The following is a 23,031-nucleotide window of genomic DNA, read 5'->3' as shown; positions in this document are numbered from 1 at the left end:
TTTGTGGAGTTTGAGCAATGTCTCATCAATCAGACTTAATCAGCCAAGACATTCTGGCTTATTTAAAACAGCATGAACAAAAAGACCTGTTACGCTTTTTGACTTGCGGTAACGTAGATGATGGTAAAAGTACTTTAATTGGCCGTTTACTTTACGATTCAAAATTGATTTATGAAGATCAATTGCAAGCTGTAACACGTGACAGTAAGAAAGTGGGTACAACAGGTGATGCACCGGACTTGGCATTACTTGTAGATGGTTTGCAGGCCGAGCGTGAGCAGGGTATTACCATTGATGTAGCTTATCGCTATTTCTCGACTGAAAAGCGTAAATTTATTATTGCTGATACACCGGGACATGAACAATATACCCGTAACATGGCAACTGGTGCATCGACTGCTGATCTTGCAATCATTTTGATTGATGCACGTTATGGTGTGCAAACTCAGACTCGTCGCCATACATTTATTGCAAGTTTGCTTGGTATTAAGAATATTGTAGTTGCCATTAATAAAATGGACTTGGTTGAATATTCACCTGAGCGCTTTAATGAAATTCAGATTGAATATGATGCGTTCGTGAGCCAGTTAGGTGACCGTCGCCCAGCTAATATTTTATTTGTTCCAATTTCTGCTTTGAATGGCGATAACGTTGTAAATCCATCGGCTCATACTCCTTGGTATAAAGGTCAGACTTTGATGAGTATTCTTGAGTCTGTGGAAATTAGCCGTGAGTCAAATAAACACGAATTCCGTTTCCCTGTTCAATATGTGAACCGTCCAAACCTCGATTTCCGTGGCTTTGCGGGTACAGTTGCATTAGGTGAAATTAAAGTTGGTGATGAAATTGTAGCGTTACCTTCTGGTAAGCGTTCTACAGTTAAAGAAATTGTTACTTTTGATGGTAACCTTGAGCAAGCAGTTGCAGGCCAAGCAGTTACATTAACGTTGAACGATGAAATTGATATTAGCCGCGGAAACGTGTTGGTACGTGCAGGTGAGCAACCATTAATTTCACGTAGCGTTCGTGCTTCTGTGGTATGGATGAATGAGCATCCACTTGTAAAAGGTAAGTTGTACAATATTAAGATTGGTACACAAACCGTTCCAGCAAAAGTGACGAACATTCACTATCGTGTAAATGTGAATACACTTGAGCATACTCAGGTCGAAGAGCTTGAGTTAAATGCAATTGCGGATGTTGTGGTTGAGTTCGATGCTCCAGTCGTGTTTGACCGTTATCAAGATTCGCGTTACACAGGTTCATTTATATTTATTGACCGTTTAAGTAACGTGACTGTTGGTGCGGGCATGGTAGAGGCGGCTGTAGAATGGACTGCTCATAGCAATGCTGTTACTGCCGAAGACCGTGCTGCTCGTTTAGGTCAAAAACCTGCCGCTATTGGTGTTTCTGCACAATTAATTGAAAAAGCTCAAGCTTTAGAAAGTTTACTGATTCAGCAAGGTGTAGTTGCAATTGCAAAAGCAAGCTTAACAGCTGAGCAATTGGTTCTATTACGTGAGACGGGTGTTGTAATTATCACAACTTCTGTGGAAGGTATAGATACAGAGATAACTGCTGAAACTGTGGAAGAAGCAGTAGAAAAAATCGTGGAATTGGTTCGTCTTTAATAGATTGAAAATGAGTTCTAAAAAACCCGCGTAAGCGGGTTTTTTTATTGAGTTTAGAAAATATTTTGGGCTTTTAAAGTTAAATATTCTCTTAAATCTTTAGGATAGTTCTGAATCATCTTTAAAAATGTATTTCGATCACCTTGATATAAGGCACGTGTTGCTTCCTCATAATTTGGCATATTACCTAACATGGCCGACATAAAACGATCGATGGCTTGTTTGGCGAGCATAATATTGCCTTCAGAATTTGGGTTACTTAACTCTTTATCAATTAACTTGCGAATCACTGCTGATGCACTCGCACTTTGTTGGTCTAACCAATCCCAATGTTTTTTCTGTAAAGTGATTTCACGCGAAATTACGCCAAGTTTAGGTCGTCCAACTTTTTTAATTTCTTCCGGCTCAGCATAACGTTGTTGAAATTCTTGTTCCGAACCAGAAAGGTCAAGATCAATTTGTTGACCTGTTTGATCATTAAAAATCAGAATATTTTCCGTTGTTTTCGGAAGTTCTTTGAGTTTCTTTGCAAGTTCAATAAGGGAGTCACTCGCAATAAGCGTGCTTCCAGTGAAAGCAGTATAGGTGATTTTAGTATTCATTTTAGCCGCATATTTTTATCAGGGTAAAATAATATTATCAGGGTAAAACTAGTTTAGCAAATAGTAAAATTCATAACCAAAGAATTATCAGGTTTTATGAATGTAGTCTCTGAGATTAGGACTATAAAAATAGTCAAGATAATCGACCATTTAAAATTTTGTTCTGCTTTAATATTGCTTTTATGAGAGAATGTGTCTTTAGTTGTATGTATAAGGACTCCTATGTTTGAGCAATCTCCTGAATCTTTAAGCGATATCGAAATTTTAGACATTTTACAGTCGATGAAAAAAGATAAGCTAGATACGGAAGCACATGAGATCATCCGTAGCGGGGGGAAAGCAGGACGTCAGGAAGCGCATAAACAGGCTTTGGTAGCACTAAATACAAATTTTGAAGAGAAATTTGTAGAGGCAGTTACTCTTGCACTAGGTTTAAATGCAGCTCAAGCTAAAAAAATTCGCTATAAAAAAGATCGAATTCGTATTTTAAAAGCACGTGGTATTGATTATTTAGCTATTGATGGGGCAGAAACAGCGCAAGTTTTGGCACAAATTTCACAAGCAATTGTTCGTGAAGATGGCATAGTTACCCATGACTTACATGATATCTTCCCATTTTGGAAAGAAGGTTGGCCAATGGTGCAATTTGATAATGCCTATAAAATTTTAGAAGAAGATATTACCTTGCACTTTCATGCCTTCTTAGATGCCATGATTGAGTATGTGAATAAATAAAAAAAAGCCCCAATTGGGGCTTTTATTTTTTTATAGCAGAATATGCTTAGATTGCACTAAAAAGTGGGAAAACACCAATCACTAAAGCTGTACCCATTAACACCATACAAGTAATAAATGCCCATTTAAAAGTGAACTTTTGATGATCTGCAAAATCGACTTTAGCAAGACCACATAACAAGTAAGTTGATGGAACAAGAGGTGATAATAAGTGTACAGGTTGACCTACAATTGAAGCACGAGCAATCGCTTCTGGACTAATACCATAATGTGAAGCAGCTTCGGCAAGAATAGGCAATACACCATAGAAGAATGCATCATTTGACATAAAGAACGTCAAAGGCATGCTTACCAACGCTGTAATTGGAGCCAGATAAGGTCCCATGCTTGCAGGAATCATTGCGACAAATTCTTTAGACATCGCTTCAACCATGCCTGTGCCAGATAAAATACCTGTAAAAATACCTGCCGCAAAAATTAAACCGACAACAGCCAAGATACTATCTGCATGCATAGCGATACGTTTCTTCTGCATATCAACATCTGGATAATTAATAAGCATCGCAATACAGAACGCCAGCATGAATAGCACTGACATTGGTAAAATACCTTTGATCAACGCAATCATAAGAATAATGGTGAGTACCATATTTACTTTACGTAAATGCGGACGAGTCGCTTCCGGATCTTTTGAAACGGTAATGTTGTCACCATGGTGACTTTCAAGCTCAATTACGCCTAGACGTTTTTGCTCATAACGACCATATAAATATGCCAAGAAGAATAACCAGCCAATACTAATCACCATTGGAATGATCATTGGTACAAAAATATGGCTTGGGTCGACTTGAAGCGCACTCGCTGCACGAGCAGTAGGGCCTCCCCATGGTGTTAAATTCATGACACCACTACATAACAACATAAGTGCTGTCATGATAAGTGTATTCATACCTAAGCGTTGATAGAGAGGAAGCATTGCTGCAACACAAATCATATATGTGGTCGAGCCATCACCATCAAGAGAAACCAATGTAGTTAAAAAAACGGTCCCTAATGTAATTTTTAGAGGGTCACCTTTAACTTTTTTCAAAATCCATTTAACCGGAGGATCGAAAAGACCTGCATCGATCATTAAGGCAAAATATAAAATCGCGAATAATAGCATTACGCCAGTAGGCGCAAGTTTTTTGATGCCTTCTAGCATCATTTCGCTAAGACCCTTGAGCTCAATATGACTTAAGCTTTCAAAATAATGACCAAGGCCCCAGGCGATAAGAGAAAAAATAAATGGGATAAGAATTAAAGCAATAATAGGGCTTAAACGTTTGGACATGATTAAATACATGAAGCATAAAATCATGCCAACACCAAGTAATGTCAGCATACAATCAATCCTTTGCCTTTAGTTTTACTGAACAAGTTTATTCAAAACTCTGACTTTGATTATTCTTATGAATTTTTATTAAAAAGACAAATAATATATTTAGTTTATTTGGTTAATATATATTCACTTGGAAAGGTATATTCTAGGAAAATACTGAATATATATATTATTGGTATAGTCTATTTATAATATATAGTAGTTATTATTAGAGCATATAAAACCTTTATCATATTTGGAATTATCATATATTTTTAACAATTATATTTGTTTTTGAATGCTGAAATGAGAAGTATACCCATTTACATTGCTTGCTATAGCTACGTTACATAAGTAAGAGGAAGCTGTAAATGCTTTATGTGCAAATTTTTATTTCTATTTAATTAAAAATTTTTATTTTAATTAAAGAGTTAATTTATATATTTAAAAATATGATTAAGATAATAAATTAAACTTTTAAAATAACAATATCTTAAAATAAGTATGAGTTTAAAAATTATTTTATTAAAAAAATATCCCGCTTTAATTAGCAGGATATTTTGCACCAAAATAAATCAATTTTCATCTGGTGTTGAGGGGAGGTCAGATTTTTCTAATACACGTGTTACCAGTAACTGATCAATTTTAAAATGGTCCACATCGACAACTTCGAATTTATAACCACCGAATTCAACAAAATCTGCGGGGCGAGGAATTTTGCGTAAACGGTACATCATAAATCCGGCTAATGTTTCATAATTTTCTTCATCAGGCATTTCATCAATTTCTAGAGCATGTCTTAAGTCATCAATTGGTGTACTTCCATCAATTAACCAAGAATTATTATCACGTTTAATAATTTGCTGCTCTTCTTCAATTGGGGTAACCCAATCGCCCATAACGGTAATCATAATATCGCTTAAGGTAATAACACCGACCACAAGCGCGTATTCGTTAATTACAACGGCAAATTTTTCTTTTGTTGAGCGGAAGCGATCAAGTAATTCAGAAAGTGTTAAAGTGTCAGGAATAATGAGAACATTACGTATAGTAGATTCATTTAACTGTGTAGGCGATTGATTATTTAAAATACGAACTAAAAAATCTTTGGCATCTACATAACCAATAACCTGATCAATATTTTCATTACAAACTAAAAATTTAGAATAAGGATATTCTGCTAGTTTTTGTCGAATGCTGTCTTCATGTTCATTTAAAGTAAAATACACAACATTTTCACGCGTTGTCATACTTGACGGCACTGTGCGTTCTTCAAGCTCAAATACATTTTCAATAAAATGATGTTCTTGTTTTTGCAGTACACCTGCTTGAGCACCAGCATCCATAACTGCTGAAATATCGTCAAAAGTTATATTGTCTTCACGTGTTGTATTTACTTTAAATAAGCGAAATAACAAATTTGCGATCGCGTTGATGCCCCATGCTAAGGGCTTACAGATTTTAATAAAAATCTGAATAGGGTTAATCACGCTAATTGCGATTTTTTCAGGTGCAATCATTGCCAATCGTTTTGGCATGAGATCGGCAAATAAAATAAATAAAGAAGTTACCAAGGTGAAAGATAGGGCGAAACCAATTGTTTGCGTCCACGGACCTTGGTAAAAGCGGTCAACTAAGTTGACAAAGAAAGGACGAAATGCAGCTTCACCCAAGATACCGCCTAAGATTGCGACAGCATTTAGGCCAATTTGGGATGCTGCAAAAAAGTCTGCAGATTGTTCTTGTAAATCAAGTACCTGTTGAGCACGTTCTTCGCCAGCTTCGGCCAAAATTTTTAACTTTACTTTTCTGGCACCAGCTAGAGCAATTTCAGTTAAAGATAAAAAGCCTGCTGCGATGATGAGCAGTACGATGATAATGATATTTTGAAAGAGACTCACAAATCACCCGAGGATCATCATTATTATGACTATGTTTTAACACAAAAAAGCGCTGAGGTAATCAGATTGATTGCTCAGCGCTTAAGATAATGTTTGAAAGAGACAATTAAATTAAAATTTATTTAATAGTGGGAAAATTGTGAATTATTGGTTAGGAATTCACGATTTTCCTCTTCGATCATTTGGCGAGCAACGAATAAGATAAGTTGGCGTAACCAGCGATGAGCTGGATGATGATGTAATAATGGACACCATGCCATCTTGAGTTCGAACTCAGGAATATAAAACGGTGGATCCTTAATGACTAATTTTGGATTTTGTGCTTGCAAACGAGCCATTCGAGTTGGAAGCGTCGCGATCAAATCAACATTTTGAGCAAGTAATGCTGGCATTTGATAGTGGCGCGTAAACACAGAAATTTTACGGCGTTGACCAATACGTTCTAATGCCTGATCAATCCAGCCTAGGCCACCTTGTTTGTCAGGGTTTACCCCAAAACCTACACCCATACCAGTTTTAGATACCCAAATATGTTGAGCATCTAAATAGCTTTTTAAGTTTAAATGAGTAACAGCAGGGTGTTTGTCATTTAAAATACAGCTAAAGCTATCACGCCAAACTAAAACTTGGTGGAAGCTTTGTGGAATTTCATTGAAGCGATTAATTGCTAGATCAACTTTACCTTGCTCCATGTCTCTATATGACACGTCACTTGGAGTGAGAAAATCGAGTACAACGTTGGGTGCTTCAGAGCGTAGAGCTTTAACAAGACGAGGAACTAGGGTTGCTTCTGCATAGTCAGAAGTCATAATACGGAAAACGCGATTACTGGTATAAGGGCGAAATTCGGTACGCGGTTCCAAAATCATGGAAAGATCAGAAAGGGCATCACGAATACGTGGTTGTAATTCAAGCGCACGTTCTGTCGGCGTCATCCCTTCAGATGAACGGATCAGGAGAGGGTCATTAAATAAATTACGCAAACGGCGTAAAATATTACTCATGGCAGGTTGAGTAACACCAAGTTGTTCGGCTGCGCGAGTAACATTTTTTTCACGAAGAAGAACATCAAGATATATTAATAGATTAAGATCTACCCGCTCCAGATTCATAAAAAAAATACCGAAAATAAAACCCTAAAATTGTTTCAAATTATGCCATATTTAAAGAACATTGTGTGAAAAAATGATGAGAAAAACGACATTTTTTGTTGAAATTAAGTATGCCTGAAAAGTACCTCAAATGCTCGATTTTGTTATCTTTGATATGTTTTTATATTTGTAGTTATGGAAGAAATATTTTTAATTAATATTTAGTATTGTTCTAGCATGTTGATTGACTTTTTTCATTGGCAAAAGCCACCTAATTTACAATTGACTTTTAACACTAAAAATGAATGGAAAAATCTTAAAAACTGTATAAAAATAAAACTTGGAGAGGTTTTTGATCAAAATACTATACTCCTTTAGGATTATTTTGTTTTTATAAACAAAGTGTTATGTTTTTTAGTTTTACTTATAATATCGATTTATTAGTATATTTTTTAAATAAATACTGAAGATTAACGAAGGATATTGGATTAATTGATTGGCTAAGTCTAAGCTGTGTACATGAAAAAGCAGCTGGTGTCATAAGAAATTTAAGTAACATGACTCTAGGCTTCGATCGATGAAATCCTAAAATGAATACAGGACAATATCATGACTACATATCAAACAGCGATTGATGCAGTACGTGAATTAAAATCAAAATTCGGCAACACTTGGGCAGACATCAGCCCAGAAGATGCTGCTCGTATGCAACTTCAAAACCGTTTTAAAACAGGTTTAGATATTGCTAAGTATACAGCTGCGATTATGCGTCGTGATATGGCTGAATACGATGCTGATTCAAGCAAATATACTCAATCATTAGGTTGCTGGCATGGTTTCATCGCTCAACAAAAAATGATTGCTAACAAAAAATACTTCGGTACTACTAGCAAACGTTATATCTACCTTTCTGGTTGGATGGTTGCTGCACTTCGTTCAGAATTCGGTCCACTTCCTGACCAATCTATGCACGAAAAAACTTCAGTACCTGCTTTAATCGAAGAAATCTACACTTTCTTACGTCAAGCTGATGCAAAAGAATTAAATGACTTGTTCCGTGCTTTAAACAAAGCAAAAGAAGCGGGTGACTCTGCGAAAGTAGCTGAAATCACAGCTCAAATTGACAACTTCGAAACTCACGTTGTGCCAATTATTGCGGACATCGATGCTGGTTTCGGTAATGAAGAAGCAACTTACTTACTTGCTAAGAAAATGATTGAAGCTGGTGCTTGTGCGCTTCAAATCGAAAACCAAGTATCTGATGCAAAACAATGTGGTCACCAAGCTGGTAAAGTAACTGTTCCACATGCTGACTTCATCGCTAAGATCCATGCTCTTCGTTATGCATTCTTAGAATTAGGTGTAGAAGAAGGCGTTATTGTTGCTCGTACTGACTCTGAAGGTGCTGACCTTACTCAAAGCATCCCAGTAGTTAAAGAACCAGGTGATATCGCATCTAAATATATTAGCTACTTAGACACTCAAGAAATTGATATCTCTGAAGCAACTGATGATGAAATCTTAATTAAACGTGATGGCAAGTTACACCGCCCAACTCGTTTAGCTTCTGGTTTATATCAATTCCGTGAAGGCACTCAGATTGACCGTGTTGTACTTGACTGTATCACTAGCCTTCAAAATGGTGCTGACTTACTTTGGATCGAAACTCCGACTCCAAACGTAAAAGAAATTGCTCACATGGTTAACCGTGTTAAAGAAGTAGTTCCAAATGCGAAGCTTGTTTACAACAACAGCCCATCATTCAACTGGACTTTAAACTTCCGTCAACAAGCGTATGACCGTTGGGTTGCTGAAGGTAAAGATGTGTCTGCTTACGACCGTGCTAAATTAATGAGCGCTGAGTACGACAACACTGAATTAGCTGCTGATGCTGATGAAAAAATCCGTACTTTCCAAGCAGACGCTGCGCGTGAAGCTGGTGTGTTCCATCACTTGATCACACTTCCTACATACCACACTGCTGCTCTTTCTACTCACGAATTGGCACAAGGTTACTTCGGTGATCAAGGTATGTTAGCTTATGTTGCTGGCGTACAACGTAAAGAAATCCGTGGCGGTATCGCATGTGTGAAACACCAAGCAATGGCTGGTTCAGACATCGGTGATGATCACAAAGAAATCTTCGCTGGTGAAAACGCACTTAAAGCTGGTGATGACTCTAAAAACACAATGAACCAATTCTCAGCTCACTAAGAATTGACTTCATAAAAAACCGCTCAAATGAGCGGTTTTTTTTATTTATATTGAAAAAATTTATTAGTCTTCTTTTTTCAACACATAATGTTCAGCCAAAGAACCTTCAACTTTTTTACCTTCCATGTCTAATGCAGTAGCAGTATTCTCACCAATAAAGAATTTACGGTTTTGAGCTTTATCATCTAAGGTAATAACAGAAGTATTGTCTTTATCGAAAGCAAACTTACCGTGTGTTTCAAATGGGTTTGTATCACCTTTACCTAAATAAGTTTCAGTCAACTCATAAGTTTTATCATCTTTTAATTTTAATTCAGTTTTGATGCCTTCACAGTCTGCGCAAGGAAGTGTTCCTTTGTATTTACCATTCCAGTCGAGAGAGTTCTCTGCTGTATGTTCAGTATCTACGGCAACAGCATTACTTGCTTCAGTAGTTTGTACAGGGGTAGATGCATCAGAAGTTGTCTCTGTTTTATTTTCGTGTTTATTACATGCGACAAGGAGAGTACTCATAAGTGCAATTGCTAATAATGATTTTTTCATAATGACCAAAACCTCAAAATAAAAAGTATTTAAAGCCTAGAAAAAAAGAAAATAAAATAAAAGCGTTACTATGTTGCTTAATTTTATCAAAAGGTAAAGTGAATGCTTATTGGGAATCTTTTAATAGTAGTTTTTTAAATTAAGTTGGTGGGGTAGAGGTATCCATTCGGGCGATTTAATGGATACCTGTTTTTAATTATGGCTGTGCAGAAACTCCACCTAGAGAGTCGCATGCTGCTTTATAAAGTTCATATTGCTTCTTTACCACTTCATCTAAAGGCATAGCGAATAATTCTTCACCCTCTTTATAACTTTGTACATAAGAGGTCGCTTTATCTTTACTCACGGCTAAAGTTTGTTGGTAATAAGAATTGATAGAGCTTGTAGGCATTTCACTGGTTTCAACATTTTTACATTGAAAATTATTTAATAGTTTTTCTGCACGTTTGAGCTCACTAGATTGGCCAAAAATACACCCAGTTAAAAATACAAAAGGTACTAACACGAAAAAGATTTTCATGGAAAAAATTTATAAGAGTGAGGATGGGCGCTATTGTATAAATAATTCCATGCTTTACTGTGGTTTTATGTTAGACATTGACTATTTTTTAACTCATTAAAATAAAAAAATTGTTTCTAAGTTTGTAATGACCTCTTTTTGTATTTGGTGCATATTTTGCTTATTAAAAAAGCCATTATTAAAAATGAGCCAAAATGAATCGGATTCAGCAATTTTCTCAAACTTCTTTAGCACCATTTTGGTATGCACAATTAGAGCTTGGTTTTAGTTTTAAAAATTTTCGCACCATAATGAGTCATAGAAAACATCATGGCCCTGTTCGGGTGCAAAAAATGCTCTGGCCCGAAAAAACTGGAGTTTGCCACGCTATTATTGTTCATCCACCAGCAGGAATTGCAGGAGGAGATCATCTTACTTTCCAAATTGAAACAGCAGAGCAGGCACATGCAGTTATTACCACACCTGGAGCTGGGAAATGGTATAGAACCAATGGTAAACAGGCTTTTCAGCATATTTATCTGACTGTAAAAAATGACTCTATTTTAGAGTGGATGCCACAAGAAACGATGTTATTTGATGGTGCTGTAGCACATTCGGAAACACATATTCACCTTGAACAAACAGCAAGTTTTATTGGATGGGATATGCTGGTTTTAGGCCGACAGGCTCGAGCTGAGAATTTTGTTCAGGGAAGTTATCACAATCAATTTAAGTTATGGCGTGAGAATAAATTATTAGTTGCCGATACTTTATATTTTGAAGGGGGAGATCGCTGGTTAAGCTCATGTTTAGGAATGAATAATCTGGCTGTAATGGCAAGTTTTTGGGCTGTACCGCCAGCAAAATTCCGTTCTTCATTTTATTTAGAGCAATATATTGAACTCATTCGTGAACTGATTATGCGTATGGATGTGCCTGTGACTTTGACGTTACTAGAAGATGTGCTGTGTGCGCGGTTTTTAGGAAATGATGTGCGAGATTGCCATGATGCTTTCGCGGCTATAAGAGCAAGATTAAGACGGTATTGGTTTGATTTAGATGAGGAATTCCCAAGAATTTGGAAAACCTAATTTACGTTAAATTGCGTATTTTAAAAACGATTAAAACAAGTATGCTGCTTTTGAGCACGCATTTTGCTTAAAGAAAACTAGATGCTATTAGGAAAGAGATATGGAACTCAATCCAACAGAAAAAGATAAGTTACTCATTTTTACCGCAGGTTTGGTGGCTGAGCGCCGTAAAGCACGAGGTTTAAAGCTGAATTATCCGGAAGCTGTTGCGTTTATTTCGGCAGCCTTACTTGAAGGTGCTCGAGATGGCATGACGGTGAGTGAACTTATGCACTTTGGAACGACTTTGTTAAAGCGTGAAGATGTTATGGATGGCGTAGCGGAAATGATTGCTGAGGTTCAGGTCGAAGCAACTTTTCCTGACGGTTCGAAATTAGTCACTGTTCATCAGCCAATAGTATAAAAGGAACGCTTATGATCCCCGGTGAGATTATTACTCCAGACACTGATATTGAACTGAATGTCGGACGAGAAACTTTAAAAGTTGTAGTGGCTAATCTTGGCGACAGGCCTATTCAGGTGGGTTCACATTTTCATTTTTATGAAGCAAACGATGCCTTACAGTTTGATCGTGAGATAGCAAAGGGTTTTCGCTTAAATATTGCGGCGGGTACTGCGATACGTTTTGAACCAGGGCAAAGCCGAGAAGTGGAACTTGTTGCTTTAGCTGGTAAGCGAGAAGTATATGGTTTTGCTGGTCGGGTAATGGGGCGTTTGGATGAAAATGTTGATTAGAAAAGCAACGAAAGACGACACGGATAATATTGTTGCCATAATTGCTCCATATGTAGATCAAGTGATTGCAAATGATGAAGGGCGCTCACGCTTTAAACCAGAAGTCATACAAACAATTTTTGATCGAGAAGATATTCATTATTTTGTTGGAGAGATTGATCAACAGGTCGTGGGTATAGTCGCTTATATGGAACCCTCACATTTAATGCATTTTTTTATTAAAAAAACACATTTGAAACTAGGTCTAGGGCGACAACTTTGGGATTTCATAGAAGAAAAAATTAAAAATGAAAATATAGACGTTGAAAAAATTACGGTGAATTCAAGTTTTTATGCTCAAGATATCTATGAAAAATTTGGTTTTATTGTAAGTGGTGATGCTGCTGAAAAATGGGGAATCCGGTTTATCCCGATGACAAAATATTATGCTTTGCTATCAGAAAAATAAGGAACTAATCGTATGAAAATGTCACGTCGTGCATATGCTGAGATGTTTGGTCCAACGGTTGGAGATCGTATTCGCCTAGCTGATACAGAGCTTTTTATTGAGGTTGAACAAGATTTAACGACTTACGGTGAAGAAGTTAAGTTTGGCGGTGGTAAAGTTATTCGTGACGGGATGGGACAATCGCAACTTTTAGCTGATGAAGTTGTCGATACAGTCATAACCAATGCTTTAATTGTGGATTGGTGGGGAATCGTAAAAGCTGATGTTGGCTTAAAAAATGGCCGAATCTGGAAAATAGGAAAAGCTGGAAACCCCGATATTCAACCTGACATTACTATTCCTTTAGGTGCTGCAACAGAAGTGATTGCGGGTGAAGGGCAAATTTTAACGGCAGGTGGTATTGATACCCACATTCACTGGATCTGCCCGCAGCAGGTTGAAACCGCTCTGATGTCTGGGACAACGACAATGGTAGGTGGGGGTACAGGACCAGCAGCCGGAACTTCGGCAACCACAGTGACTCCAGGGCCTTGGCATATTGCTACCATGTTGCAGGCGATTGATGATTTACCTATGAATATTGGCCTGCTAGGCAAAGGTAATCTGAGTTTGCCAGATCCAATTCGTGAGCAAATTAAGGCTGGGGTAATTGGATTAAAATTACATGAAGATTGGGGCTCAACACCAGCAGCAATTGATAACTGCTTGAGTGTGGCAGACGAGTATGATGTTCAGGTCGCAATTCACACGGACACTTTAAATGAAGGTGGTTTTTTAGAAGAAACACTAGCGGCTTTTAAAGATCGTACCATTCATACGTACCATACCGAAGGTGCGGGCGGCGGGCATGCTCCCGACATTTTAAAAGCAATTGGGCAAAGTAATGTCTTGCCATCTTCGACCAACCCAACGCGACCTTATACCATTAATACCATTGACGAGCATTTAGATATGCTCATGGTTTGTCATCATTTAGACCCTGCAATTGCTGAAGATATTGCTTTTGCGGAAAGTCGTATTCGCCGTGAAACCATTGCTGCCGAAGATATTCTGCAAGACTTAGGTGCAATTGCCATGATGTCATCAGACTCGCAGGCGATGGGGCGCGTGGGTGAAGTCATTTTACGTACTTGGCAAACTGCCCACAAAATGAAAGTACAACGTGGCCCATTAGAGGGTGACAATGAGCTTCATGATAATAATCGGGTTAAACGCTACATTGCCAAATATACAATTAACCCAGCAATTACCCATGGTTTAAGCCATGAAATCGGTTCGGTTGAAGTCGGAAAACTTGCTGATTTAGTGTTATGGAAGCCTGCGTTTTTTGGCGTGAAACCTTCCATGATTATTAAAGGTGGCATGATTGCAGCTGCACCGATGGGTGACATTAATGCTTCCATTCCAACCCCTCAACCTGTGCATTACCGTCCAATGTTTGGGGCTTATCCGCGTGGTGTGCATAACACTTGTATTACCTTTTTATCTCAAGCAGCAATTGATGAAAAAGTTGCTGAGAAACTAAATCTGAAAAAGTTAATTAGCCCATGTAAAAATACGCGTTCAATTACCAAAGCCGATATGAAACACAATACATATTGTCCAGTTATGCATGTGCATCCCGAAACTTACGAGGTACGAGCAGATGGTGAATTACTAACGTGTGAGCCTGCTGACGTGTTACCAATGGCACAGCGTTATTTCTTGTTTTAATGAATTTATAGAGGTGATTTGCCTCACTACCTTATATGTGAAAGAAATAAGTAAGGAGAGAAAAGCTAAATGAAAATTTACACCCAACGTCTTGAAGATATTTCTCCTGATCAGACATTTGAAACGGTTGAGCTAACGTTTGATACCCGTCAGAAATCACGTTTTCGAGCGGCTTTAGCGAGTGGCGTAGATATCGGTGCGGATTTGCCTCGTACTGGTATTTTGCGTAGTGGTTCATATATTGCAACGCAAGAGGGCGATGTATTGCGAGTTGATGCAAAACCTGAACGGTTAATGCGAGTTACTGCTCAGACTGAATTTGATTTGCTTAAAGCGGCCTATCATTTAGGTAACCGACATGTGCCATTAATGCTGACACCAACAGCTTTATATTTTGAGCCTGATCATGTACTTGCTGAAATGGTAGAAGGTTTGGGGCTTACAGTAACAGAAACTGATCATCCGTTTGAACCTGAAAGCGGTGCCTATGCACAGCATAGTCATGACCATCGCTTAAGCCCAATCAAAGCTTTGCACCATGTCCATTCATAACGCAGCGCAATTACTTCAACTGCTGACACTGTCTTCGACGGCATTGCCAGTTGGAGCGTATTGTTATTCACAAGGTGTAGAAACAGCCATTGATATTGGCTTAATACACGATGAAAGCTCTGCCATTGCTTACTTTGAAGAAGTGCTTGAAATGTTGCTGGTACGCTTTGAGTTACCTGTACTTAAGCGTCTTATGCAACATTATGATGACTCAGACGAGTTCTTGACTTGGGCACATTTGTATAAGGCAAGCCGAGAAAGTAAAGAGCTACTTGCTGAATCTCAGCAACTCGCATTTTCTTTAAATGCATGGATTAAAGATGTTTTGAAAAAGCCAGTTGAGGTTAAAAAGCAGTTTGGTTTTGTACCTGTCTATGCACAGCTTTGTGGGCGTTTAGAGCTTAAAGATATTGATGTACTCACGGCGTATACCTTTACTGTTTTAGAAAATCAGGTTTTAGCGGCCGTAAAAACAGTCCCATTGGGACAAATGGCAGGACAAAGAATTTTGTGGCATTTGCATGGGCGAGTACCACACGCTGTAGAGAAGGCTTTAAAACTTAAAGATGAGCAACTGAGTAGTGCTTTACCTCGCTATGCCATGCTGAGTATGAAACACGAAACACAATATTCACGGTTATTCAGATCTTAAAATTAGGAAATAAAAGGATAAAAATCATGACAGAACGTAGTCCATTACGAGTTGGAATTGGCGGACCAGTCGGTTCAGGTAAAACAGCACTTACGCTTAACTTATGCCGCGCCTTACGTGATAAATACAATATGGCTGTAGTGACAAATGATATTTATACCAAAGAAGACTCAAACTTTTTAACCCGTAATGAAGCGATGTCACCAGATCGTATTGTGGGTGTGGAAACAGGTGGTTGCCCTCATACAGCAATTCGTGAAGATGCCTCAATTAACTTGGCCGCGATTGATGATTTGTGTGAGAAATTTGATGGCTTAGAACTCATTATTATTGAAAGCGGTGGCGATAATTTGGCCGCAACATTTAGCCCTGAGCTTTCTGATTTAACCTTGTATGTTATTGACGTGGCAGGTGGTGAAAAAATTCCTCGTAAAGGAGGTCCGGGTATTACTAAGTCAGATTTACTGATTATTAATAAAACTGACCTCGCACCTATGGTTGGTGCAAATCTTGATGTGATGGACCAAGATGCGAAACGTATGCGTGGTGAAAAACCATTTTTATTTTCAAACATGAAAACACAAGATGGGCTTGAAGAAATTATTCAATTTATTGAGAAGCAAGGGCTGTTTAAAGCTTAAGGAGTAACTATGAATTTCATTAAAAAATGTAGTGTCGGGCTCCTTAGCATGTTACCTGTGTTAGCTATGGCACACCCGGGTCATGATCATGCGCATTCTGGATTTGTAGCAGGTTTTATTCACCCTTTTACTGGTCTCGATCATTTAGTGATGGCTTTAGGTTTTGGGATCTTATTATGGTCAGCAGCTAAACAATGGAAAATTGCCGGTATCATTACTCTAAGTATTGCTTTGATTGTAGGCTTTTTAGTAGGTGCCCAAGGTCTAATACCGGAGAGTATCGCTGAATATGGGATTATTGCTTCTTTGATTGTTACAGCGATTGCATTATGGACAAAATCAAATCGGATATGGCCTATGGCTGCTGCTTTACTCGCAAGTTTTCATGGAGTAGCTCATGGTGTTGAGTTAGCACATGCAGGGCATATTGTTGCATTAGTAACTGGTATGGTTACCAGTATGGCACTTATCTATTGTGCTGGACTTGCATTAGGCGCAGTATTTACACGATATGTACCTTATGGAAAAAAAATTATGGGTACCTGCGCAGCAATTGTAGCAGTCATTGGTTTAAGTTAATTAAAACCTTGCAAAAAAAGGTAGCTTTAAGCTACCTTTTTGAATTTGCAAAATAAAATGTGTGTAGAGAAAATTTTTTATACTGTTTTTACAGTGATCACTATGCTTTATAGTGGATATGTTCAGGCTTATGATTTTTTTCAACCAGAAAGCGATGATTCTGCTTTATTAAATACAGATCAGTTGTTAGATGAATCAGATTTAAACTTGGAACAAAGGCGGTTGGCAATTGAGCATGATGATGAAATTAATAACTATAATGTGCTTAAAAACGAATTTTATTCAAATGAGCGTTGGGTGATTTATAATTATACAGCCTATGATACGGGGCAACTTCACAGCAAAAACATCGCTGGTTTAACGAATCATATTAATATTCAGGATTTATCCATTTCATTTGGGTATGGAGTTAACTATAGTGTTAATCCAAGACTAAAAATTGGTTATGAATATATTTCGAGTTTTCCTTACGACCGAGGTCAACTCATACGATTTTTTACGATCTATTTATTCTGAAATGCAAAATTAAAATAATCTAATTCAGACAAATAGATCAGTTAAAGTAATTCGTTATAAAAATTCTACATGATTAAATTTTCTGATAAAGACCTGCGTGGACTGTACCAGCTTTAGTGGTTTTAACTTGTTGCCATGTTGCAGGAAGTTGAAGCTGAGATAAATCTCGGTCAGCTTCAACATAAATGTATCCATTCTTTTTAATATGTGAATCTGCCAAGTGAGCGAGCTCTTGCCATAAATCGAGGCTATAAGGCGGATCTAAAAAAACTACATCAAACTGTTCTTTTAAGCGCGGCAACGCTTGTTGGGCAGTTGCAGTAACTAAATGACAATTTTGCGCTTTTAAAAGCTGGATATTCTCTTTTAAAAATCGTGCTTGAGTCTTATCAGGTTCAATCATATAAACAAATGCGGCACCGCGCGAAAGTGCTTCAAAGCCTAATGCACCAGAACCTGTACAGATGTCGAGAACCTGAGCATTTTGAATGTCCCACATGAGCCAATTAAATAACGTTTCACGGACACGATCTGGGGTTGGTCTTAAACCCTCAATACTGGCAAATGGCAAAACTCGTCTTTTCCATTCGCCCCCAATAATGCGCAACTGATTTTTCATTATTCATCGATCTCATTTGTAGCAGGGCGAGCAGGAGCAGCTTGTGGAGCAGATGTTGCTGCTGCGGTAGTTGTAGCAGCTGCTGGAGTAGAGCTAGCTGTTTCGCCGCCACTTGGAAGCTCGCCCGGTTTAATTCCGGCTGTCATAAGGCCACCATTAACTTGATGGTTGGCTGGACGAATTGGATTTTTATTGCGGGTTAATAACCAGTAATCAAATATTGGCTTAGCAAGTTGAGCTGCGGAACCACCATGACGACCATTTTCCCAAATGACTGCGATTGCGATTTCAGGTTTATCGGCAGGTGCAAACCCAACAAAAAGACCATGGTCAAGTTGGCGTTCACTAAGCGCAGCTTCGTTGTAGCGTTTACCTTGCGCGATACTCTTAACCTGTGCCGTACCTGTTTTTCCGGCAATTTGATAGAGCGATGTACGGATACCACGTCCAGTACCTGATTGAATTACATCAATCATGGCTTCTCGCATTTTTACCCAGTCTTCGTCTGTACCGTTGAAATTAATTTTTCCATCAGGCGCATTACGGACTGTAAAAGGTTTTGCACCATGCGATGCACGTAAAACATGTGGAACTACATGAGAGCCGTGATTCGCTGTAATAGCAGTTGCCATTGCAAGTTGTAATGGAGTTGCAGTAAATGCACCTTGACCAATACTGACGGAAATTGTTTCACCTTTCATCCATTTAGTTTTGCGTGTACGCATTTTCCATTCTGGACTTGGGTATAAACCTTCACTTTCACTTGGTAAGTCGACACCTGTTTTTTGACCAAAGCCAAATTGGCGCATCCATTGGTTCATCTGGTCGATGCCCATTTGATTTGCCAAAATATAAAAATAGGTATCGCAAGACATGATAATGGCTTTGTGCATGTTCACGATGCCATGACCAGTTTTTTTCCAGTCACGGAATTTATGAGAGTCTCCAGGTAAATGGAAGTAGCCCGGATCGGAAATAGCAGTAGACCAGTCCACAATACCATAATGTAAACCGCCCATCGCTTCCATTGGTTTAATGGTCGAACCAGGAGGGTATGCCCCTTGAACAGCACGGTTATAAAGAGGTTGATCAATGTTGTCACGTAGCGAGCTATAATCTTTATGATTAATACCCGTCACAAATAAGTTTGGGTTAAAGCTTGGACTTGAAACCAACGCAAGAATTTCACCTGTACGTGGGTCTATCGCAACAATTGCACCACGGCGTCCAGCAAGTTGCTGTGATGCTACGACTTGTAAACCATAATCTAATGATAAGTACAGGTCATTACCGCGAGTTGGGTCTTTACGTCCTAAATGGCGCAATACATTACTATGAGCATCTGCTTCTACAGATTCATAACCCGGTGTTCCATGAAGTAAATCTTCGTAACTTTTCTCTACGCCGATTTTACCAATCAGGTTTGTTCCAGCGTATAAATCTTTATCAATACTTTTTAATTCTTTATCGTTAATACGGCCCACATATCCAATCACATGAGCAAACAACTCACCATGCGGATAATAGCGCGTCATTTGGGTTTCAATTCTAACCCCAGGGAATTTGTATTTAACTTCACTAAACTTGGCAATATTTGTCTCGGTTAAGTTTAGCTTAATTGCTACGCGTTCAGTTTTACGCGCCGTTTTAATACGACTTTTAAAGCGGTCTACATCTTCTTGAGTCAGCTCTAAAATGGGTTGTAATTGTTCAATAACTGCATCAGGATCTTCAACGTCTGCTTTACTTAATGTTGCGGTAAAAACCGGGTAATTATCGGCAAGTAAAACCCCATTACGGTCATAAATATAACCACGAGCAGGGGGGAGAGGTTGTAAGCGAATACGGTTTTTATCCGATGCGGTCGAGAACTCATCGTAATGAAAAATTTGTAGATAGGCGTATCGGCTTGCTAATACTAATAGACAAATAATCACAAGACCTACGGCAAAAAATATACGACCTCGATAAATGCGCTTTTCTTGCTGGATATCTTTTAAAGGAAAGTGCTGTTTCATACGGATCGACTTAATGACATAGGATGAGAAAAATAGCTGCTTATTCTAACGCAAGCGCAGTTAAAATATTGCATAATTTTCAAAGTTTCAGTGAAGAAACAAATTGGCTTTTTTGACTTTGTAGACAACAAAATTGTAGAGTCTTGTATATAAGAAGCAAAATAATTCTGTTAAAGTCTCTCATTCAATAGAATAGGGTTGTTCTCACCATACGATTAGGGAAAATGGAGAAAATAATGAGAAAAATTTATCCCTTACTTGCAGTTTTGACAGTAAGTAGTTGGGCTCATGCTCAAGATTATTCATTTCTTCCAGAAGCAAAATTAGCAGATCATAAAGCAGCGACTTGGAATGTAGGCGCAGGTTTTACTCAAAAATTGTTACATCTCAATGGTGAGTGGGTAAATCCTTATGGGATTGCTTATGCAAAAGTTGGTGCATTTTTAAATGGTGATAAAACTGCCGGTGGACAAGTCGGATTTCGCTATCCTTACTACCTTACCGGAACTGATAAGAATGGTTACTATATTGGCTTTTATGCTGGACATCTTGATAGCAAATCTGTAGACGGAGATTATAAATCTCGCTTAGGTGCTGGTGTCGATTTGGCATATGTATTGTTGAATTCAGAAAGGATTAGTACCTTTAGTGTGGGTATTGGAGCAGCTGAAAAATTAACTGATCAAAATGGAGCCGTTGCTGCCAATACAAAACCGCAAATACAATTTTCTTATTCTCTAAGTTTTGGTTTATAAAACAAAGCAGCTTATCGTTAACTCGCCATAAGCAGAGCACAAATAAATACGAGAGTCTTACATGTTAGAGTACGTCAGCGGATTGTGGCAGACCTTTTTACACAGACCTGATTTTTGGGCCGTTTTGAGTATCATTCCGGTCACTGCCTTTGTCACATGGGCACATGTGTGGATGGCTTTAAAAATGGTGTTTTACCCAATCAAGTTTTGGGGATTCCATTTAGGTCCTTTACCAGTCGGCTGGCAAGGTATTGTGCCACGTAAAGCAGGGCGTATCTCAGGAATTATTACCGATAATACTCTATCTAAGTTAGGCTCTTTACGTGAGTTTTTAGAGGCAATGGACCCTGAAGACATGGCACGTATTATTGGTGAGCAAGTCGGATTTGAACTTGAGCATTTGATTGATGAAGTGATGATCGATCGTAATGCAGTGCTTTGGGAAAATTTACCTTATTCGATTAAACGCCGTATTTATGCTCAAGCACATAAGCAGTTACCAGGTGTGCTAAGAGAATTAGTAACTGAACTGACCATGAATGTCGAGTCACTGGTTGATATGCGTGAAATGGTGGTGAGCCAAATGGAAGGTGACCGCCGTTTAATGGTACGTATGTTTTTAAAAGTTGGGCAAAAAGAAATCAACTTTATTTGGCATATTAGTGCTCTAATCGGGATGTTCTTCGGTATTTTCCAGATGGTTGTCTGGTTTGTTGTACCTTGGCATTGGACGGTACCATTTTGGGCATCTATTTGGGGCTTTTTAACCAACTGGATTGCAATCTGGATGGTATTTAACCCAATTGAGCCACATTACGTTCGTTATCCGCAAATATTTAGATTAACCAAAGATCGCAAGTTCCCTTGGATTGTGCCTGTTTTACGAATCGGTACCTATAATTTCCAAGGTGCTTTCATGAAGCGTCAAGAAGAAGTCTCTGAAGTCTTTTCTAGTGTAGTGACAGAAGACCTAATTACGTTAAAATCGATTATGACAGAAATGATGTACGGTTCACGCAAGGACAAAACACGTCGTATTGTTAAACGTCATATTAACGAAATTATGGAAACACCACTTGTTCGTACATCTTTACAGCTTTCTTTGGGCCCAAGAGAGTACGCAAGATTAAAGACGGACTTGATTGATCGTTCAATTGAAATTACGATGGGACCCGTATGTGACCCTGCACTGAATGCAAGCCGGGCACAGAAGATTTTTCAAATGTTTAAAGAGCGTATTCGTGAACTGACACCAAAAGAGTTTCAGAATTTGTTACGTCCAGCATTCCAAGAGGACGAGTGGATTCTTATTGTACTAGGTGGGGTAACCGGATTTATTGCTGGTACAATACATTTGTTTGTGGCTTTCTTATAATTCGAAGTCGGGCAGGATCTATCAGGATCAACGAAATTAAATCTGCCAGACCTCACATTCATTGTTTTAAATGAGGATGTTTTTTATGCGCATTATCTTACTCGGACCACCTGGGGCAGGCAAAGGTACTCAGGCTCAGTTGATCTGTAAGCGCTACAATATCCCACAAATTTCAACCGGTGATATGCTCCGTGCTGCAATTCGTGAAGGTACTGAATTAGGTTTAAAAGCTAAAAGTGTAATGGAATCTGGCGGTTTAGTTTCAGATGAACTCATTATTGGTTTAGTAAAAGAACGTATTGCTCAACCGGACTGCGTGAATGGTTGTATTTTTGACGGCTTCCCACGCACGATTCCTCAAGCAGAAGCATTGGAAAAAGAAGGCATCAGCATCGATCACGTGATTGAAATTGATGTACCTGACGAAGAAATCGTAAAACGTCTCTCTGGTCGCCGTCAGCACCCAGCTTCTGGCCGTGTTTACCACACTGTATACAATCCACCTAAAGTGGAAGGTAAAGATGACGAAACTGGTGAAGATCTTGTTCAACGTCCAGATGACCAAGAAGAAACCATCCGTAAGCGTCTAGCGTCTTATCATACTGAAACAGAGCAATTAGTTGGTTTCTATCAAGGCCGTGCTGCTTCTGGTGAAAATGCGCCAACTTATGACAAGCTTGATGGCTTGCGCACTATTGAAGATGTACAAAAAGATTTGTTCAACATCTTAGACAAATAATTTAATATTATTTGTGATAAAG

The 23,031-nt window shown here is 38.5% G+C and carries 24 protein-coding genes; 16 read left to right on the top strand and 8 right to left on the bottom strand.

Features of this window, described 5'->3' with window-relative positions:
- The first annotated feature begins 17 nt into the window (after nt 1-17).
- A complete protein-coding gene (gene cysN / locus MKL35_RS18690) occupies nt 18-1,631 on the top strand; it encodes a sulfate adenylyltransferase subunit CysN (RefSeq protein WP_002054420.1) in 1,614 nt (537 codons plus the stop codon).
- A 53-nt stretch (nt 1,632-1,684) separates the two neighbouring features.
- Here cysN and MKL35_RS18685 read toward each other — a convergent pair whose 3' ends face one another.
- Nucleotides 1,685-2,233 (bottom strand): DUF2239 family protein, encoded by a 549-nt coding sequence (locus MKL35_RS18685; protein ID WP_004710056.1) that lies wholly within the window; start codon nt 2,231-2,233, stop codon nt 1,685-1,687.
- A gap of 222 nt (nt 2,234-2,455) precedes the next feature.
- On the opposite strand from MKL35_RS18685, the gene MKL35_RS18680 reads away from it, so the two are divergent.
- A complete protein-coding gene (locus MKL35_RS18680) occupies nt 2,456-2,968 on the top strand; it encodes a hypothetical protein (RefSeq protein WP_002054476.1) in 513 nt (170 codons plus the stop codon).
- A 46-nt stretch (nt 2,969-3,014) separates the two neighbouring features.
- On the opposite strand, the gene MKL35_RS18675 is transcribed toward MKL35_RS18680, so the two are convergent.
- From MKL35_RS18675 to MKL35_RS18665, 3 genes are all read right to left on the bottom strand, one after another.
- Nucleotides 3,015-4,352, bottom strand: coding sequence for a CitMHS family transporter (locus tag MKL35_RS18675; RefSeq protein WP_002054475.1), 1,338 nt, complete (start codon nt 4,350-4,352; stop codon nt 3,015-3,017).
- Between the two features lie 551 nt (nt 4,353-4,903).
- The gene (locus MKL35_RS18670) at nt 4,904-6,229 is read right to left on the bottom strand and encodes a hemolysin family protein (RefSeq protein ID WP_002054376.1); all 1,326 of its coding nucleotides are present in this window, start codon (nt 6,227-6,229) and stop codon (nt 4,904-4,906) included.
- Between the two features lie 122 nt (nt 6,230-6,351).
- Nucleotides 6,352-7,341 (bottom strand): LysR family transcriptional regulator, encoded by a 990-nt coding sequence (locus MKL35_RS18665; RefSeq protein ID WP_001047619.1) that lies wholly within the window; start codon nt 7,339-7,341, stop codon nt 6,352-6,354.
- A 588-nt stretch (nt 7,342-7,929) separates the two neighbouring features.
- On the opposite strand from MKL35_RS18665, the gene MKL35_RS18660 reads away from it, so the two are divergent.
- Complete coding sequence (locus MKL35_RS18660; RefSeq protein ID WP_002054455.1) at nt 7,930-9,534, top strand: isocitrate lyase; 1,605 nt, start codon at nt 7,930-7,932, stop codon at nt 9,532-9,534.
- Between the two features lie 63 nt (nt 9,535-9,597).
- Here the strand turns inward: MKL35_RS18660 and MKL35_RS18655 are convergent, their stop codons facing one another.
- Together MKL35_RS18655 and MKL35_RS18650 are read right to left on the bottom strand one after the other, a co-directional pair.
- On the bottom strand, nt 9,598-10,077 hold the full coding sequence (locus MKL35_RS18655; protein ID WP_022575036.1) for a copper resistance protein NlpE: 480 nt from the start codon (nt 10,075-10,077) through the stop codon (nt 9,598-9,600).
- A gap of 196 nt (nt 10,078-10,273) precedes the next feature.
- Complete coding sequence (locus MKL35_RS18650; RefSeq protein WP_032011400.1) at nt 10,274-10,597, bottom strand: hypothetical protein; 324 nt, start codon at nt 10,595-10,597, stop codon at nt 10,274-10,276.
- A 194-nt stretch (nt 10,598-10,791) separates the two neighbouring features.
- Here MKL35_RS18650 and MKL35_RS18645 point away from each other — a divergent pair, with 194 nt between their 5' ends.
- The 10 genes from MKL35_RS18645 to MKL35_RS18600 all read left to right on the top strand — a co-directional run bounded on the left by MKL35_RS18645 (nt 10,792) and on the right by MKL35_RS18600 (nt 17,503).
- Nucleotides 10,792-11,667: an urease accessory protein UreD gene (locus MKL35_RS18645; RefSeq protein WP_032011401.1), complete on the top strand. Its 876-nt coding sequence runs from the start codon at nt 10,792-10,794 to the stop codon at nt 11,665-11,667.
- Between the two features lie 100 nt (nt 11,668-11,767).
- Nucleotides 11,768-12,070, top strand: a complete 303-nt coding sequence (gene ureA, locus MKL35_RS18640) for an urease subunit gamma (RefSeq protein WP_002054385.1) — start codon at nt 11,768-11,770, stop codon at nt 12,068-12,070.
- 11 nt (nt 12,071-12,081) lie between these two features.
- On the top strand, nt 12,082-12,402 hold the full coding sequence (locus tag MKL35_RS18635) for an urease subunit beta (protein ID WP_032011402.1): 321 nt from the start codon (nt 12,082-12,084) through the stop codon (nt 12,400-12,402).
- A complete protein-coding gene (locus tag MKL35_RS18630) occupies nt 12,392-12,850 on the top strand; it encodes a GNAT family N-acetyltransferase (protein WP_033846682.1) in 459 nt (152 codons plus the stop codon). The genes MKL35_RS18635 and MKL35_RS18630 overlap by 11 nt, the downstream gene beginning before the upstream one ends.
- Nucleotides 12,851-12,862: 12 nt before the next feature.
- A complete protein-coding gene (ureC, locus tag MKL35_RS18625; RefSeq protein ID WP_032011406.1) occupies nt 12,863-14,563 on the top strand; it encodes an urease subunit alpha in 1,701 nt (566 codons plus the stop codon).
- A 69-nt stretch (nt 14,564-14,632) separates the two neighbouring features.
- Complete coding sequence (gene ureE / locus MKL35_RS18620; RefSeq protein WP_002054404.1) at nt 14,633-15,115, top strand: urease accessory protein UreE; 483 nt, start codon at nt 14,633-14,635, stop codon at nt 15,113-15,115.
- Complete coding sequence (locus tag MKL35_RS18615) at nt 15,102-15,767, top strand: urease accessory protein UreF (RefSeq protein WP_002060172.1); 666 nt, start codon at nt 15,102-15,104, stop codon at nt 15,765-15,767. Before ureE ends, MKL35_RS18615 begins: the two co-directional genes overlap by 14 nt.
- A gap of 26 nt (nt 15,768-15,793) precedes the next feature.
- Complete coding sequence (gene ureG / locus MKL35_RS18610) at nt 15,794-16,408, top strand: urease accessory protein UreG (protein WP_000140200.1); 615 nt, start codon at nt 15,794-15,796, stop codon at nt 16,406-16,408.
- Between the two features lie 9 nt (nt 16,409-16,417).
- The gene (locus MKL35_RS18605) at nt 16,418-16,987 is read left to right on the top strand and encodes a HupE/UreJ family protein (protein WP_004710050.1); all 570 of its coding nucleotides are present in this window, start codon (nt 16,418-16,420) and stop codon (nt 16,985-16,987) included.
- Nucleotides 16,988-17,044: 57 nt separating this feature from the next.
- Nucleotides 17,045-17,503 carry a hypothetical protein gene (locus MKL35_RS18600; RefSeq protein WP_016804901.1) on the top strand — a complete coding sequence of 153 codons (459 nt, stop codon included), beginning with the start codon at nt 17,045-17,047 and terminating at the stop codon, nt 17,501-17,503.
- Nucleotides 17,504-17,576: 73 nt separating this feature from the next.
- On the opposite strand, the gene rsmD is transcribed toward MKL35_RS18600, so the two are convergent.
- Both rsmD and mrdA read right to left on the bottom strand, forming a co-directional pair.
- Nucleotides 17,577-18,122: a 16S rRNA (guanine(966)-N(2))-methyltransferase RsmD gene (gene rsmD / locus MKL35_RS18595; protein WP_017392687.1), complete on the bottom strand. Its 546-nt coding sequence runs from the start codon at nt 18,120-18,122 to the stop codon at nt 17,577-17,579.
- The gene (gene mrdA, locus MKL35_RS18590) at nt 18,122-20,140 is read right to left on the bottom strand and encodes a penicillin-binding protein 2 (RefSeq protein ID WP_002054406.1); all 2,019 of its coding nucleotides are present in this window, start codon (nt 20,138-20,140) and stop codon (nt 18,122-18,124) included. Before mrdA ends, rsmD begins: the two co-directional genes overlap by 1 nt.
- Before the next feature lie 236 nt (nt 20,141-20,376).
- On the opposite strand from mrdA, the gene MKL35_RS18585 reads away from it, so the two are divergent.
- The 3 genes from MKL35_RS18585 (at nt 20,377) to adk (ending at nt 23,009) form a co-directional block, all read left to right on the top strand.
- Complete coding sequence (locus MKL35_RS18585; RefSeq protein ID WP_002054381.1) at nt 20,377-20,895, top strand: hypothetical protein; 519 nt, start codon at nt 20,377-20,379, stop codon at nt 20,893-20,895.
- Between the two features lie 61 nt (nt 20,896-20,956).
- The gene (locus MKL35_RS18580) at nt 20,957-22,270 is read left to right on the top strand and encodes a membrane protein (protein WP_004710044.1); all 1,314 of its coding nucleotides are present in this window, start codon (nt 20,957-20,959) and stop codon (nt 22,268-22,270) included.
- Between the two features lie 85 nt (nt 22,271-22,355).
- Nucleotides 22,356-23,009: an adenylate kinase gene (gene adk / locus MKL35_RS18575; protein ID WP_002054405.1), complete on the top strand. Its 654-nt coding sequence runs from the start codon at nt 22,356-22,358 to the stop codon at nt 23,007-23,009.
- The last annotated feature ends 22 nt before the right edge of the window (nt 23,010-23,031 follow it).

This window comes from Acinetobacter sp. AOR41_HL (genome assembly GCF_027854645.1).
In the GTDB taxonomy this organism is placed as follows: Bacteria; Pseudomonadota; Gammaproteobacteria; order Pseudomonadales; family Moraxellaceae; genus Acinetobacter; species Acinetobacter nosocomialis.
This window is presented reverse-complemented; position numbering and strand designations above follow the sequence as displayed.

Coding starts and splice junctions, on each gene's coding strand:
- cysN (WP_002054420.1), top strand. CDS start 18: ATGTCTCATCAATCAGACTTAATCAGCCAAGACATTCTGGCTTATTTA.
- MKL35_RS18685 (WP_004710056.1), bottom strand. CDS start 2,233: ATGAATACTAAAATCACCTATACTGCTTTCACTGGAAGCACGCTTATT.
- MKL35_RS18680 (WP_002054476.1), top strand. CDS start 2,456: ATGTTTGAGCAATCTCCTGAATCTTTAAGCGATATCGAAATTTTAGAC.
- MKL35_RS18675 (WP_002054475.1), bottom strand. CDS start 4,352: ATGCTGACATTACTTGGTGTTGGCATGATTTTATGCTTCATGTATTTA.
- MKL35_RS18665 (WP_001047619.1), bottom strand. CDS start 7,341: ATGAATCTGGAGCGGGTAGATCTTAATCTATTAATATATCTTGATGTT.
- MKL35_RS18660 (WP_002054455.1), top strand. CDS start 7,930: ATGACTACATATCAAACAGCGATTGATGCAGTACGTGAATTAAAATCA.
- MKL35_RS18655 (WP_022575036.1), bottom strand. CDS start 10,077: ATGAAAAAATCATTATTAGCAATTGCACTTATGAGTACTCTCCTTGTC.
- MKL35_RS18650 (WP_032011400.1), bottom strand. CDS start 10,597: ATGAAAATCTTTTTCGTGTTAGTACCTTTTGTATTTTTAACTGGGTGT.
- MKL35_RS18645 (WP_032011401.1), top strand. CDS start 10,792: ATGAATCGGATTCAGCAATTTTCTCAAACTTCTTTAGCACCATTTTGG.
- ureA (WP_002054385.1), top strand. CDS start 11,768: ATGGAACTCAATCCAACAGAAAAAGATAAGTTACTCATTTTTACCGCA.
- MKL35_RS18635 (WP_032011402.1), top strand. CDS start 12,082: ATGATCCCCGGTGAGATTATTACTCCAGACACTGATATTGAACTGAAT.
- MKL35_RS18630 (WP_033846682.1), top strand. CDS start 12,392: ATGTTGATTAGAAAAGCAACGAAAGACGACACGGATAATATTGTTGCC.
- ureC (WP_032011406.1), top strand. CDS start 12,863: ATGAAAATGTCACGTCGTGCATATGCTGAGATGTTTGGTCCAACGGTT.
- ureE (WP_002054404.1), top strand. CDS start 14,633: ATGAAAATTTACACCCAACGTCTTGAAGATATTTCTCCTGATCAGACA.
- MKL35_RS18615 (WP_002060172.1), top strand. CDS start 15,102: ATGTCCATTCATAACGCAGCGCAATTACTTCAACTGCTGACACTGTCT.
- ureG (WP_000140200.1), top strand. CDS start 15,794: ATGACAGAACGTAGTCCATTACGAGTTGGAATTGGCGGACCAGTCGGT.
- MKL35_RS18605 (WP_004710050.1), top strand. CDS start 16,418: ATGAATTTCATTAAAAAATGTAGTGTCGGGCTCCTTAGCATGTTACCT.
- MKL35_RS18600 (WP_016804901.1), top strand. CDS start 17,045: ATGTGTGTAGAGAAAATTTTTTATACTGTTTTTACAGTGATCACTATG.
- rsmD (WP_017392687.1), bottom strand. CDS start 18,122: ATGAAAAATCAGTTGCGCATTATTGGGGGCGAATGGAAAAGACGAGTT.
- mrdA (WP_002054406.1), bottom strand. CDS start 20,140: ATGAAACAGCACTTTCCTTTAAAAGATATCCAGCAAGAAAAGCGCATT.
- MKL35_RS18585 (WP_002054381.1), top strand. CDS start 20,377: ATGAGAAAAATTTATCCCTTACTTGCAGTTTTGACAGTAAGTAGTTGG.
- MKL35_RS18580 (WP_004710044.1), top strand. CDS start 20,957: ATGTTAGAGTACGTCAGCGGATTGTGGCAGACCTTTTTACACAGACCT.
- adk (WP_002054405.1), top strand. CDS start 22,356: ATGCGCATTATCTTACTCGGACCACCTGGGGCAGGCAAAGGTACTCAG.